The 13,782-nt window shown below is 72.2% G+C and carries 13 protein-coding genes; 4 read left to right on the plus strand and 9 right to left on the minus strand.

Going from position 1 to position 13,782, the window contains the following annotated elements; genetic code table 11:
• Positions 1-175: 175 nt before the first annotated feature.
• The 5 genes from ACFPZI_RS18175 to ACFPZI_RS18195 all read right to left on the minus strand — a co-directional run bounded on the left by ACFPZI_RS18175 (position 176) and on the right by ACFPZI_RS18195 (position 4,833).
• A complete protein-coding gene (locus ACFPZI_RS18175) occupies positions 176-577 on the minus strand; it encodes an EthD domain-containing protein (RefSeq protein ID WP_355896481.1) in 402 nt (133 codons plus the stop codon).
• A gap of 80 nt (positions 578-657) precedes the next feature.
• On the minus strand, positions 658-1,542 hold the full coding sequence (locus tag ACFPZI_RS18180) for an SMP-30/gluconolactonase/LRE family protein (protein WP_355896478.1): 885 nt from the start codon (positions 1,540-1,542) through the stop codon (positions 658-660).
• 261 nt (positions 1,543-1,803) lie between these two features.
• Positions 1,804-2,967, minus strand: a complete 1,164-nt coding sequence (locus tag ACFPZI_RS18185; protein WP_355896475.1) for a thiolase family protein — start codon at positions 2,965-2,967, stop codon at positions 1,804-1,806.
• Positions 2,964-3,968, minus strand: a complete 1,005-nt coding sequence (locus ACFPZI_RS18190; protein WP_381364222.1) for an NAD(P)H-dependent flavin oxidoreductase — start codon at positions 3,966-3,968, stop codon at positions 2,964-2,966. The genes ACFPZI_RS18185 and ACFPZI_RS18190 overlap by 4 nt, the downstream gene beginning before the upstream one ends.
• A gap of 64 nt (positions 3,969-4,032) precedes the next feature.
• Positions 4,033-4,833, minus strand: coding sequence for an enoyl-CoA hydratase/isomerase family protein (locus tag ACFPZI_RS18195; RefSeq protein WP_381364224.1), 801 nt, complete (start codon positions 4,831-4,833; stop codon positions 4,033-4,035).
• A gap of 130 nt (positions 4,834-4,963) precedes the next feature.
• On the opposite strand from ACFPZI_RS18195, the gene ACFPZI_RS18200 reads away from it, so the two are divergent.
• Positions 4,964-6,931 carry a flavin-containing monooxygenase gene (locus tag ACFPZI_RS18200; protein ID WP_381364226.1) on the plus strand — a complete coding sequence of 656 codons (1,968 nt, stop codon included), beginning with the start codon at positions 4,964-4,966 and terminating at the stop codon, positions 6,929-6,931.
• A 594-nt stretch (positions 6,932-7,525) separates the two neighbouring features.
• Here ACFPZI_RS18200 and ACFPZI_RS18205 read toward each other — a convergent pair.
• From ACFPZI_RS18205 to ACFPZI_RS18220, 4 genes are all read right to left on the minus strand, one after another.
• Entirely contained in the window at positions 7,526-7,741 is a 216-nt protein-coding gene (locus ACFPZI_RS18205) for a ferredoxin (RefSeq protein ID WP_381364228.1), read from the minus strand.
• Positions 7,742-7,935: 194 nt separating this feature from the next.
• A complete protein-coding gene (locus tag ACFPZI_RS18210; RefSeq protein ID WP_381364230.1) occupies positions 7,936-8,691 on the minus strand; it encodes an enoyl-CoA hydratase in 756 nt (251 codons plus the stop codon).
• 274 nt (positions 8,692-8,965) lie between these two features.
• A complete protein-coding gene (locus ACFPZI_RS18215) occupies positions 8,966-9,460 on the minus strand; it encodes a DUF3237 domain-containing protein (protein ID WP_355896458.1) in 495 nt (164 codons plus the stop codon).
• 483 nt (positions 9,461-9,943) lie between these two features.
• The gene (locus ACFPZI_RS18220) at positions 9,944-10,441 is read right to left on the minus strand and encodes a PaaI family thioesterase (RefSeq protein WP_381364232.1); all 498 of its coding nucleotides are present in this window, start codon (positions 10,439-10,441) and stop codon (positions 9,944-9,946) included.
• A gap of 501 nt (positions 10,442-10,942) precedes the next feature.
• Between ACFPZI_RS18220 and ACFPZI_RS18225 the strand changes: the two genes are divergently transcribed.
• The 3 genes from ACFPZI_RS18225 (at position 10,943) to ACFPZI_RS18235 (ending at position 13,732) form a co-directional block, all read left to right on the plus strand.
• Complete coding sequence (locus tag ACFPZI_RS18225) at positions 10,943-12,136, plus strand: thiolase family protein (RefSeq protein ID WP_355896453.1); 1,194 nt, start codon at positions 10,943-10,945, stop codon at positions 12,134-12,136.
• A gap of 64 nt (positions 12,137-12,200) precedes the next feature.
• A complete protein-coding gene (locus tag ACFPZI_RS18230) occupies positions 12,201-12,968 on the plus strand; it encodes an SDR family NAD(P)-dependent oxidoreductase (RefSeq protein ID WP_355896450.1) in 768 nt (255 codons plus the stop codon).
• Entirely contained in the window at positions 12,965-13,732 is a 768-nt protein-coding gene (locus ACFPZI_RS18235; protein ID WP_355896447.1) for a crotonase/enoyl-CoA hydratase family protein, read from the plus strand. Before ACFPZI_RS18230 ends, ACFPZI_RS18235 begins: the two co-directional genes overlap by 4 nt.
• Positions 13,733-13,782 lie beyond the last annotated feature (50 nt).

The raw sequence follows: 13,782 nt of genomic DNA on the forward strand, positions 1-13,782 counted from the left end.
TCCTCGTCCGTCGACGCCGCGTGTGTCGACGGACGAGGAGGTACCGGGTGGGCGGCGGTACGACGACACGGGCCGCCGCGTCCCGCGCACGGGTGCTCCCGTCCCCGTGCGCGAGTGCCGCCTCGACCCCGGCAGGACCGCAGAAACGCTTCCGCCGGGGCCGACGTCCGTCGGGTCAGCCGCTCACGGGCTCCGAGGCGTACTGGTCGCACATGAACGCCATCTTCGAGGAGCGGTCGAGGAACTTGTCCTCGTCGTCGAGGAAGGCGGCGAGCTGGTCCGGGTCCTGGACCAGGCGCTGCATCCCGGCGAGCGCCTCCCGGTCCCGGAACGTGATCACCGTGATGGCGTCGTACGGGTCGTCACCGACGGAGGCGTTGGTGTCGGAGGTGCTGGCGTGCTCGCCGGAGGAGCGGACCAGGTTGCGCGTGTAGCTGTCGTAGAGGTGCCCGAAACAGTCCTGCGCCATCTTGGCGTGGATGCGGTTGTAATGGGCGGCGAATTCCTCCTTCGTCGTTCCCGGCTTGCGCTTGAGGAAGAGGACGACGCTGATCTTCTGAGGTTCCGTGCTCGACATTTCGCACACCTTTCTTTCGAATGTTCGGCTCTGCCGGATTTCTTTCGAGAGAGTTCCGCGACGACCCGTTCCGCGGACTTTCAGGGAATGCCGGCGCCGGGGACGTCGACCGGGATCTGCACGATCGACGCGCCGCTCAGGGCGGCCGCCTCGGTCGCGTCCCAGGTGGGCGCGAGGCAGACGTACAGGGTGGAGCGGCCGGGACCGCCCAGGGCGCAGGCGTAGGCCCCCTGGTCGAAGACGTGCTCGGCCAGGATCTCGCCGCCCTCCGCCACGCGCAGGACGCGCCTGTGCGGCGGATCGGTCACCCAGATCGCCCCCTCGGCGTCCAGTGCGATCCCATCGGCGGAGACGTCGACGGTGGAGATGAGTTCACCGGCGTCGGTGGTGGTGGGCGGTTCGCCGAAGCGGGCCCAGGTCCGGCGCCCGGAGAGCCGTCCGTCCTCGAGGTCGAAGGCGGTCAGCCGGTTGGCGAAGGACTCGCCGACGATCAGGGTCCGCCCGTCGGGGGTGATCACCGAGCCGTTCGGGAAGGCCAGGTCCTCGGCGACCCTCTCGAAGGTCCCGTCGGGGTCGACCCGCCACAGGTCCGCCGGGGCCACCGGCCGACCACCGCGCAGGTCGAACCCCATGTTGCCGACGTAGGCCCGCCCTTCGGCGTCGACGACCATGTCGTTCAGGTGGTGCGGGACCACCTCGGAGAGGTCCGCGTGGACCACCGACTCCGCTCCGTCGCGCCGCATGATCCGACGGTCCTTCACGGACACGAACAGCAGCCGTCCGTCGGGCAGGAAGCCCAGACCGCCCGGCTGGTTCGGCACCACCACCTCGCACCGGACCTCCCCGGAGAGGGAGACCGACAGGATCCGGTTCGTGAAGAAGTCGGAGAAATACAACCGGTCTCCCCGCCAGCGCGGGCATTCCGGATAGGTGAGACTGCGAACCGTGTGCGTGAACTCGGGCACGTTCCCTCCACCCTTCACGGCGCATTCCTCCTCACCGAGGAAAGCGCCCGCCGGTTTCGAACGTGACGTTAGACCCGGAATCTCAAAATAACAATGCCCCGATCCGGGTTCCCTCACCGCTTCGTACACCGGCGCGCCCGAGGCTCCCGCCGACCTCGCGGCGCGGGAGCGGGCCACGCTCCGCCCCACCGGCGGCGGGGGCCTTTCCGTCGCCCCCGCCCGGCGGTCCGCCGCACCCCCGTGTCCAGGGGCGCGGCCCGTCTACACCTCCACGACCACCGCCCCGCCCATGCCGCCGCCGGCGCACATGGCCGCCATGCCGAGGCCACCGCCCCGACGTCGCAGGGCGTGCACGAGCGTGGTCACCATGCGCGCGCCCGAGGCCGCGATCGGATGGCCGAGGCTGCACCCCGAGCCATGGATGTTGATCTTCTCCTCGTCGATGCCGTGCACGCGCGAGGCGGCCAGCGGCACCGAGGCGAAGGCCTCGTTGATCTCCCAGAGCGCGATGTCCGCGGCGGAGAGCGAGGAGCGTGTCAGGAGCTTGCCGATCACTTCGGCGGCGGCCATGCCGGTGCGGTGCGGCTCGACGCCCACGGCGCCCCAGCCGTGGATGCGGGCCAGCGGCTCGAGGCCGTGCTCGCGGGCGTACTCCGCGCTCACCACCATGAGCGCGGCCGCCGCGTCGTTGATCCCGCTCGCGTTGCCCGCCGTGACGGAGAACCCCTCGATCTCGGGGTGCACCGGCTTCAGCGAGGCGAGCTTCTCCATCGAGGTGCCGCGGCGGGGGTGCTCGTCCTGGTCGAAGACGACCCGCTCGCCGCCGAGCGTGACCGTCAGCGGCACGAGTTCGTCGGCGAAGAGGCCCTCGTCGATCGCGGCGATCGCCCTGCGGTGCGAGCGCAGCGCCCACGCGTCCAGTTCCTGCCGGGACAGGCCCGCCTCCTGGGCGGCGCTCCAGCCCACGATCAGCGTGACGTCGTCGTTGGCACCCTCGTAGTGGGGGAAGGTCGGCCCCATGCCGGTGCGGGTCCGGTCCGAGCCGGGCTCCCGCCACTCCAGGGCGGGAGCCGTGGAGGCGGACTCCGTCCCGCCCGCGACGACCGCCTGCGCGGCACCGCCGCGCACGGCTCCGGCCGCGTTGCCCAGCGCGGTGAGGCTGCCCGCGCAGTGCCGGTTGACCGCCTGGCCGGGGACGGAGAGCATGCCCGCCGCCACCGCCGCGTGCCGGGCGAGGACCCCGCCGCCGGCCAGCGACTCGGCGAGGATCACGTCGTCGACGGCCTCGGGGTCGACGCCGGAGCGCTCGACGCACGCGAGGAGCACCTGCCGGGCGAGTTCGTCGGCGCCGGTCTCCCGCAGCGTCCCCTTGAACGCCGTGCCGACGGGGGTGCGCACCGCGCTCACGATGACCGCGTCGTTCACGCCGCCACCTCCTCGACCCGGGAGGACATCCCCGTCAGCCGCTTCTCGATCAGTCCGCACGCCTCCTCGACCACCCGGTCGACGAGTGTGGAGACGGTGGGGATGTCGTCGATCAGCCCCTGGACCATGCCGACCGTCCAGATGCCGAGTTCGGGGTCCCCCTCCTCGTAGACCCGTCGTCCCCGGGCCCCGGCCACGAGTTCGCGCACGGGCTCGAAGCGGGGGTCCTCGGCGAGCTTGCGCACGACCTCGCGGCTGACGCTGTTGCTCGCCACCCGGGCGGTGTTGCGCAGCGGGCGGAAGATGAGTTCGGTGTCCCGCTCGGTGGCCGCCACGATCGCCTCCTTGATCGGGGTGGCGATCGGCGACTCCACCGTGCACATGAAGCGGGTGCCCATGTTGACCCCGTCCGCGCCCAGGGCGAGCGCGGCCACCAGGCCCCGGGCGTCGGCGATCCCCCCGGAGGCGATGAACGGGATGGACAGGGTGCTCGCCGCGCGCGGCAGCAGCACGAGTCCGGGGATGTCGTCCTCGCCGGGGTGCCCGGCGCACTCGAAGCCGTCGATGCTCAGCGCGTCGACGCCCACGGACTGGGCCTTGAGCGCGTGTCGGATGCTGGTGCACTTGTGGAGGATGCGCACGCCCGCGGGCTTGAGCATCTCGACGAACTCGGTCGGCAGGTTGCCCGCGGTCTCCACGATGGTGACGCCCGAGTCGATGATGGCGCGGCAGTACTCGGCGTACGGCGGCGGGTTGATCGACGGCAGGATCGTGAGGTTGACGCCGAACGGTCGGTCCGTCATCGTCCGGCAGCGCTCGATCTCCCGGGTGAGGTCCTGGGGGGTCGGCTGGGTGAGCGCGGTGATGAACCCGAGGGCGCCGGCGTTCGCCACCGCCGCCACGAGTTCGGCGCGCCCGACCCACTGCATCCCGCCTTGTACCAAGGGGTGCGTCACGCCGAAGAGTTCGGTGAAGCGGGTCGAGATCCTTCGATGGGTCATTCTGTCTCCCTGGCTGGTCGGCCGCGGACCCGTCCGCGGTGTGGTGCGCGTGCTCCCGCGGTGCTCAGCGCCCGCGGAACTCCGGCGGCCGACGCTCCTGGAAGGCGTTGATCCCTTCCAGCAGGTCCTCGGACGCGAGGGTCTGCTGCTCCAGTGCGAACGAGAGGTCGAGCACCTCTCCGGCACGCTGTGCCGTGAGCCGGTTCAGGGCCCGCTTGGTGCCCTGGACGGCGAGCGGGGCACGGGCGGCCATCCGCCCGGCGATGTCCAGCGCGACCGCGAGCGTCTCCTCAGGGGTGTCCACGAGGTCCGTGACCAGCCCGAACGTGTGGGCAGTGGCCGCGTCGAGGGCGTCCCCGGTGAGGAGGTAGCGACGCGCGCGCAGCATTCCGGCGGAATGGGGCCAGGCCACGCAGCCTCCGTCGCCGGCCACCAGGCCAACCGCCACGTGCGTGTCGGCGATCTTCGCGGCGCGTGCCGCGACCACCGCGTCGCAGAGCAGGACGAGCGTCGCGCCCACCCCGATGGCCGCTCCGTGCACCGCGGCGACGATCGGCTGCGGGATGATCATGAAGGCGTCCGCGAGGCGACGTCCGTCGTCCACGGTCCGCTGTCGCACGTCGACGTCCGCGTGGGCCTGGCGCATGAAGTCGAAGTCGCCGCCCGCCGAGAAGACCTTGCCCGTCGCGGCCAGCACGATCGCCCGCACCGAACGGTCGCCGGCCACCTCGCCGAGGACCTCGATCATCTCGCGGTGGAAGTCCTCGTCGACCCGGTTCATCAGATCGGGGCGGTCGAGGGTGATCTGCAGGACGCCCCCGGCCGGTCGGCTCAGCCGCAGACACACGAGCTTGGATTCATCCATTCTGAGACCTCTCGTATCGACACCTTGGTGCCTTATTGAGACCGACAGTCTATTATCTCAACAGCCGCGTGGCCAGTGGCGGCTCAGCGGGCCACCACGGGGCGCACTCCCCACCGACAAAGGACAAAATGTGACACTTTCGACATCCGACATCGGAACCGACGACGTCGACAGCGCCGCTTTCGAAGAAAGACTCGCCTGGGCACTGAAGGACGCCAACCTCCCCACGATCCTTGCCGTCCTCACCCACATCACGGGCAACTGGTCATATCTACAAGAGCAGTTCGCACCCGGCCCCATGCGAGGTCCGGGTGATCACGACGACGCCGGACTGCTGGAGGAGTCCCAGGAGAAGCTGCGCGCGGTCGCCCACCGAGTGATCCTCGACCACCTGCGCGGGAACCTGCCCCACGCACCCGCCCCGGCGCCCGAAAAGCTCGCCGAGATCCTCGGTGTCGTGGTCGGGGACGCGGTGCCGGAGGACACCGCGGGCCTGCTCGCCGAGGAGATCGGCACGGCCGACCGGCAGCCCGCGCCCCTCTCCGAGCGCTCCCGCAGCGCCGCGCCGCACACCCTGATCGTCGGAACCGGCTTCTCCGGCCTGGCCGCCGCCATCCGGCTCGAGCAGGCCGGACTGCCGTACACCGTCATCGACAAGAACGAGGCGGTCGGCGGGACCTGGCACGAGAACACCTACCCCGGGTGCGGTGTGGACACCCCGGTCCACCTGTACTCCTTCGCCTTCGCCCAGCGCGCCGACTGGCCGCGGTACTTCGCCGGCCAGGGCGAGGTGCACCGCTACCTCGTCGACGTCGCCGAGCAGCACGGCATACAGGACAAGGTCCACTACGGGACCGAACTGGAGTCCGCCACCTGGGACGAGGAGGCCCAGCACTGGCACGTCGTGCTGCGCCACTCGGACGGTACGGCCCGGGAGGCCGACTTCGGGGTCGTCATCAGCGCCGTCGGACAGTTCAACCGTCCCTCGCGGCCCGACCTGCCGGGACTGGACTCCTTCACCGGACCGGTGGTGCACACCGCGCAGTGGGACCCCGACCTCGACCTGACCGGCATGCGCGTGGCGGTCGTGGGCAGCGGGGCCTCGGCCATGCAGCTCGTGCCGGCCATCCGCGAGAAGGCCGCCCACGTCTCCGTCTTCCAGCGCTCGGCCCAGTGGATCCTGCCCAACCCCAACGCGGGCGCCGACGTCAGCGAGCAGAAGAAGTTCCTGATGGAGCACGTGCCCTGGTACCTGGGCTGGTACCGGCTGCGCCAGGTGTGGAACTTCGGCGACCGGATGTACCCGATCCTGCGCGTCGATCCGGCCTGGGAGCACCCCGAGCGTTCGGTCAACGCCGCCAACGAGCGGCACCGCCGCTTCCTCACCGGCTACATCGCGCGCCAGTTGGCCGACCGCCCCGACCTGATCGAGGCCAGCACCCCCAGCTACCCCCCGTACGGCAAGCGTCCGCTGCTCGACCACGGCTGGTTCGAGTCCCTGACCAGCGACAACGTCGACCTCATCGCGGAGAGCGTCGCGACGGTGGACCAGGGCGGGGTGACCACGACCTCGGGGCACCGCGTCGAGGCCGACGTGATCGTCCTGGCCACCGGGTTCGACGCCATCAACATGCTCGGCCCGATGGAGCTGCGCGGGCGCGGCGGCACCGCGCTGCGCGACGCCTGGGGCGCCGACGACGCCCGCGCCTTCCTGGGCATGACGGTCCCCGAGTTCCCCAACTTCTTCATGCTCTTCGGCCCGAACACCAACGCCGGACACGGCGGAAGCCTGGTGATGACGGTCGAGATGCAGGTCCGCTACGTGATCGAGCTGCTGACCCACATGAGCGAGAACGGGATCGGCAGCGCCGAGGTCCGCGCGGAGCCCTTCGAGCGCTTCATGACCGAGCTGGACCAGGCCCTCGAGGGCGCGGTGTGGAGCCACCCCGGCATGACCAGCTACTACCGCAACGACAAGGGGCGGATCGTCACGAACCTCCCCTGGACGAACGCCGAGTACTGGGCCCGCACCCGCCATGTGGATCTCGATGACTACACCCTCACCCCGAGGAGGTCGACCTCCCGTTCCGCAGACTGACATCGCAGGAAACCGGGCTGGCGTGCCGCGCACGAGGAGACGCACGCCGGCCTTGCCCCACCCACGGCCCCCGCGACCGGCCGCGGGGCCTTCGGGGCTCTTGGAGCACCCGGAGCACGCGGTGCGGCCGGACCGCCCGGACCACCCGGTTCGCCCGGTCCACCCGTTCCGCACGGTCCGCACGATCCGCACGAAGGCCGTTCCCGATGCGCGGCGGCAGCGCCCGTCGACCGGGTTCGCGCCAGGGGCGCACCGGTCACCCCTCGTCGGCCCCGGCCTCCCCGGGACGCACCGTCGGGAGACCGCCCCGTCGGAGAGCCTCGCGGCCTCGGGCCGACACGCCGTCACCGCCGGTGCCACTCCCGCCCTCGTCCTCGCTCCCGGACACGTCCGGTGTTGGCACCGGACGCGCACACGCGGGCGGACACGGACTCAGGCCCGGACACCCGTACAGGCAGCGGCACACAGGCACCCGCACGCAGGCTTCCATCGGCGTTCGGCGTTCGGCCCCCACGGCAGCACAGAAGCGCGGCACCGCAGGGACCCACCACCACAGGTCCCTGCGAGCCGCGCATCGTCGTATCGGGGGCCGGCTTATCCCGCCGCCGCCCCCGGGTCCGTCGTGAGGATCTTCAGCGCACGCTCCGGGCAGGCCCTGGCCCCGACCCGCGCCTGCGGCTCCCGCTCCTCGGGTACCTCGCCGTCGTAGGGCAGCACATAGCCGTCCTCGTCCAGCTGGAACAGATCGGGCGCGGCCACGGCGCACTGCGCGTGCCCGGAACACAGACCCTGATCGACCTCTACGCGCATGTCGGTCCTCCAGACGGATGAGCGGCGCCTCATGGGTATCGCGCGCCGCCGGAATGCGTGTTTCACGTGGAACGGGGTGCACGAAGGCACCCTCGCGCCCGCGGGCGGACCCGGGGCGTCATCGCCGAAGCGGACACGGTCGCCGAGCCGACGACCGGAACGGGGGACCGCCGTCGGCAGCCCCCCGTCCTGGTTCACTTCTTGCGGAAACTCGCGACGACCTCCTGGATCGCCGGCCCGGTGGCCGAGGACGCCTGCGCCCACGACTCGAACTCGAGGGTCGCGCCGAAGTCGCCGGTGCGTGCCACGCCGACCGCCGACTTGATGTCGCGGGCGAGCGCCGGATCGATCGCCGCCCAGTGTGCGGCCGTCTCGTGCGCGTCGGCCAGCGGATCGTCGACGACGCGGAGGGCGAGCCCCTGGGCGACCGCCTCCTCGCCGCGCAGGGCGCCGCCGTCGAGCAGCAGCGCGAGCGCCTTCTGCGGACCGAGGGCGTCGACCAGGAACCAGGTGCAACCGCCGCCGGGGTGCAGGCCGATCTTCGAGAAGGTCGCCGCGAACGACGCGCGCGGACCGGCGATGCGGACGTCGCAGGCCATGGCGAGGTTCAGCCCGGCGCCGACGGCGGCCCCCTGCACCGCCGCGACGGTCGGGATCTCCAGCGCCCGCAGCCTGAGGAAGCTGTCGTAGACGGTGTGCAGGTGACGGCGCAGATCGGCGACCGAGCGCTCCCCGGCCTCGCCGAACAGGGCGGGCAGGTCCGCGCCCGCGCAGAACGCCGTCCCCTCGCCGGTCACCACGAGGGTGCGCGCGTCCGCGTCGGCGGCGACGGTGGACACCGCCTCGCCGAGTTCCCGGATCATCACCTCGTCCAGACAGTTGCGCCGATCCGGGTCGGTCAACGTCAGGGTCCAGCGCCCGTCGTCGTTCCGTAGATCAACCTTGCTCATCCCGCAGTCACGCTCCGTCCGCATCACACTCGACACCTCCGCGGCATCGGTGGCACCCCTGCCCGGTCCGGCAGGGGGCACGCCCGATGCCCGCTCGGGCCGCGATCCATTTTTCTGAAATTTAAGATCTCACAACATCTCGCGCGGCGGGAGTCGACGGTCCCACCCCGCAAAGGGGCGGGACCGTCCCCGCCGCACACGGAGGGGGCGGGCACCCGCACGCGCCCACCCCCTCCCCCGAGCCAGGGCCCCGCGTCGGACGGGGTCCGGCAGGTCATCGAAGGGCGTCCACCCGGTAGCGGAAACCCGCCTCGGTGATCGCCCCGCGCCCCACGGCGAGCGTGCGGTTGAGCCAGTCGTACTTCTCGGAGGCCGTCTCGAAGGAGTAGGTCAGGATCCAGTCGATCTCGCCCGGGTCGACCTTCGCACCGCCCCTGGCCTCCATGACCTTGGGCCAGGGGCCCAGGCGGCCGGCGGTGTAGGTCATCAGGATCAGCTCGCCGTCGTCCGTCCGCAGCACCAGCCGCACGTCGGGGGCGACGTAACCGTCCGACCGCAGGATCCCGTAGTCCATGCCCTCCAGGATGGTGGCCTTGAGGCGGGGACCCTCGACCCAGCCGCCCTCCACCCCGCCCACGATGCGCTGCCCGTAGGGGGTCTCGCCGAAGACGTAGGAGGGGCGGCTGTGGGACTTGAGCTCGACGAGGTAGTCGAAGAGGAACTCCGTCTCGATCGACACGGGGTCCGACGCGCTGCCTTCCGCGGCCATGTGGTCCGTTCCCTTCGTCCCGGGCCGGCCGACGTCTGGGCGTCGGGCGGCCGCAGCGGTTCCGGCCGGTCCGCGCACCGGCGCGGCGCGCGGCGGTGTCGTGCGGAGGTGTCGTGGCGGAGGGCGGGCTCGCTCACCCCTCGGGGTGGAGCCTTCCCGCGCTCCGGTGGCCACGACGGGCGCGCCACCGTGCGGGGCGCACCCGCTCGCCGTCACCACGGACCGTCGCGCTCCCGCAGTCCGGGGCGGCGGTCGGCTGCCGACGCGTCACCGCCGGGCCGGGCCCTCTCCTGGCGCCCACACCCGGCCTCCGTACGGCCGTGACCGGCGGTCACGCGCCGGGAGGCGGTCGACCCCGGCCGGATATTATGAGATGCATTGACTCACAACCCGGCAGGGGCGTCAAGGAGCACCCGCGGCCGCGACGAGCGGCACGCACTCGCCGACCCGCCGACCCGCCGACCCGCCGACCCGCCGAAGGGATCATCCCTCCGGCGCCGCGGGCTCGACCCGCTCCCCCGCACTCATCCGCAGGGCCCCCTGGGCCGACGCGCAGCGGACGCCGTCCGCGCCCTCCATCTCGACGTTGACGAAGGCGACCCGCTTGCCCCCGGGCACGAACTCCGCGCGCACCAGGACCGGCGGCATCGCCGAGCGGTGGAACTGCGCCGCCATGCTGATCGTGAACGCGTACGCGTGCGAGCGCGCCCCTCGCACCGCCATGACGCCCATGACCTGGTCCGCGGCGCTGACGAGCAGCCCCCCGTTGACCGCACCGTTGGCATTGAGCGGGAAGTGGCGCGAATCGAGGACGAACTCCGCCCGCCCCTCGTCCACGGCGGTGCATTCGAGACCGAGCGCGACCACGCTCGGCATCTGGTTCGCCCAGTCCGTCCAGTCGCCTTCGGGCGCCTCGGGCGGCGGGGGCTCGGAGACGTTCGTGACCGCCGGGACACCCCCGGGGTTCGCGTCAACACTCACGTCGTTCCTTCCGTCCGGTCCGGGCGGAACCGGTCCGCCCCTTCCGCGAAACGGACCTTGCCGCACCTCTTATGAGACACTATAGTTCAAAACTATGGCCCGGACACAAGCGCGAACCGACCGCTCGACAGCGGGAGTCGAGCGCGACGCACGTCCCGGGTCATGCCCTCGAACACCGCAATGAACACCTGAGCGCGCGAGGCGCGACCGGGCACACACCCCGAGCGCCACGCAGTCACCCGCACGCCGGACCGGCCGTGTCCGCCCCGCGCCCGGCCCCCGCACCCCGCCTCGTACGGGGAACGGAGGCCGACCGCGCCCCGCCCCTTCGCCGCCGCGGCGACACCGTCCGCGCGGACGGCCCGGGGGCGGTCCGGGGGCGGTCCGGGAGCGACGGCTCCCGGCGGCACCAGCACACCCCGCCCCGCACCCGACGGGACGCACGCGCACCGGACCAGAAGGCACGTCCACCGAGCCGAACAGCTTCTTGGGGAGTCAGACATGACCAACACCGCCGTGATCGTCGACGCGATCCGCTCGCCCATGGCGAAGGGGAAGGCCCCCCGCGACGGGCGGCCCGGCGGAGCCCTGTCCTCACTGCACCCGGTCGAACTGCTCGGCCAGGTGCTGCGCCGGCTCGTCGACCGCAACGGCATCGACCCGGCGATCGTGGACGACGTCATCACCGGATGCGTCAGCCAGGTCGGGGAGCAGTCCGGACCCGTCGGCCGCTGGGCCTGGCTGGCCGCGGGACTGCCGGAGAGCGTGCCGTCGGTGACGGTGCACCGAGCCTGCGGCTCCAGCCAGCAGGCCGCCGACTTCGCCGCCCAGGCCGTGATCGCCGGGGCGCACGACATCGTCATCGCCTCGGGCGTGGAGTCGATGAGTCGCATCCCGATGCTCACCGCCCGCATCGGACAGGACCCCTGGGGCCCGTCCGTCGCCGAGCGCTACGCGCCCGGGCTCGTCCCGCAGGGCGTCTCCGCCGAACTCATCGCCGCCCGCCGCGGTTTCAGCAGGCACGACCTGGACGCCTTCTCGGCCCGCTCGCACGCCAACGCCACCGCCACCGACCTCGGCGACGAGATCGTGCCGATCACCCTGCCCGACGGCACTGTCGTGAGCGCCGACGAGACGGTCCGTCCGCAGACCAGCGTCGAGGGCCTGGCCGGCCTCAAGCCGTCCTTCGAGACCCCCGAGATGAGCGCGCGCTTCCCCGAGATCGGGGAGTGGAAGGTCACTCCGGGCAACTCCTCGCAGCTGGCCGACGGCGCCTCCGCGCTGCTCATCATGTCCGAGACCAAGGCGCGGGAGCTCGGGCTGCGCCCGCGGGCGCGGTTCCACTCCTTCGCGCTGGCCGGGGACGACCCGATCACGATGCTGACGGGGCCGATCCCGGCGACCGAGAAGCTGCTGAAGCGCACCGGCCTGACCATCGACCAGATCGACCACTACGAGGTCAACGAGGCCTTCGCACCCGTTCCGCTGGCGTGGGCCCAGCACTTCGGCGCCGACCCTGCCCGACTGAACCCGCGCGGCGGCGCCATCGCCCTGGGCCACCCGCTGGGCGGTTCGGGCGGCCGCCTGCTCACCACCGCGCTGCACGGCCTGGAAGCCACCGGCGGCCGCTACGGCCTGGTGACCATGTGCGAGGCCGGCGGCATGGCCAACGCCACCCTCATCGAACGCCTCTGACCCGCACGCTCGTGAACCGAACGCTTCTGAAGCGAACGCCCCCGACAGGAAGAAGACACCACCGATGAACATCACAGGAAGCTCCGCCGTCGTCACGGGCGGCGCGTCCGGGCTGGGGCTGGCCACCGTGCGCCGCCTGCTCGACGCGGGCGCCGCGACGGTCGTCATCGCGGACCTGGAGGCGTCGCGGGGCAAGGAGGTCGCCGACGAACTCGGAGAGCGCGTGCGGTTCGTGCCGGCCGACGTGCGCGACGCCGACGCCCTGGAGAAGGTCCTCGACGCGGCCGAGGAGGCGGCGCCGCTGCGTGCCGTCGTGCACTGCGCCGGTCGCGGCGGTCCGGTCCGCCTGGTCAACCGGGACGGCACTCCGGGCTCGCTGGAGACCTACTCCGAGATCGTGCAGATCAACCTCGTCGGCTCGTTCAACGTGCTGCGCCTGGCCGCGGCCCGGATGGCGCGCAACGAGCCTCTGGACGGCGACCGCGGCGTCGTCGTGCTGACCGCCTCGGTCGCCGCCTTCGAGGGCCAGATCGGCCAGATCCCCTACGCCTCCTCCAAGGCCGGCATCGTGGGCATGACCCTGGTCGCCGCCCGCGACCTGGCCTCGAAGAACATCCGCGTCTGCACCATCGCGCCGGGCACCTTCGACACCCCGCTGCTGGCGCGGCTGTCCGAGGAGGTCCGCGGTTCGCTGGCGGCCACCGTGCCCCACCCCAGCCGCCTCGGCGACCCGGACGAGTACGCCAAGCTCGCCCTGTCGATCATCGACAACGGGATGCTCAACGGCGAAACCATCCGTCTGGACGGCGCGATCCGGATGTCGCCGCGATGAGCCGCACCGTCACCTTCGAGGTGGACCGGGGCGTCGCGGTCGTCACACTGGACCGGCCGGACGTCCGCAACGCCATCGACCTGCCCACCGCCCGGCAGATCGCTGCGGCCCTGGACGAGGTCGACGCCCGCGAGGACGTCATGGCCGCGGTGTTCACCGGGGCGGGGCCCGTCTTCAGCGCGGGGATGGACCTGAAGGCCTTCAGCGCCACGGGGGAACGCCCCCTCGTGGAGGGCCGGGGAGCCTTCGGGATCTGCGAGCGCGCCACCGAGAAGCCGCTGATCGCCGCGGTCGAGGGCAAGGCGCTGGGCGGCGGCATGGAGATCGCCCTGGCCTGCGACATGGTCGTCGCCTCCGAGGCGTCCTGGTTCGGGCTGCCGGAGGTCAAGCGCGGACTGGTGGCCGCCGCGGGAGGCGTCCTGCGCCTGCCGCGTCGGGTGCCGCGCGCGGTCGCCCTGGAGATGGTGCTGACCGGCGAACCGGTGGACGCGGCCCGCGCGCACGCGCTCGGCCTGGTCAACCGGGTCGTCGCGCCCGGCACCGCCCGGGAGCGGGCGGTGGAGCTGGCCCTCTCCATCGCCGGCAACGCGCCCATGGCGGTGCGGGTGGCCAAGCAGTTGGTCGTCTCGGCCCCGGACTGGTCCGAGGCGGAGATGTTCGACCGTCAGCGCGCGGACGTGGACCGGGTCCGCTCGTCGGCCGACGCGGCCGAGGGCGCACGGGCCTTCGTCGAGAAGCGCCCGCCCGTATGGACGAACACCTGACCCGGCCACCGGTCCGCCCCTCCCGGCGAGGGACCTCGAAGCAGGAGAGC

It is taken from the genome of Streptomyces chlorus, assembly GCF_042655885.1.
In the GTDB taxonomy this organism is placed as follows: domain Bacteria; phylum Actinomycetota; class Actinomycetes; order Streptomycetales; family Streptomycetaceae; genus Streptomyces; species Streptomyces chlorus.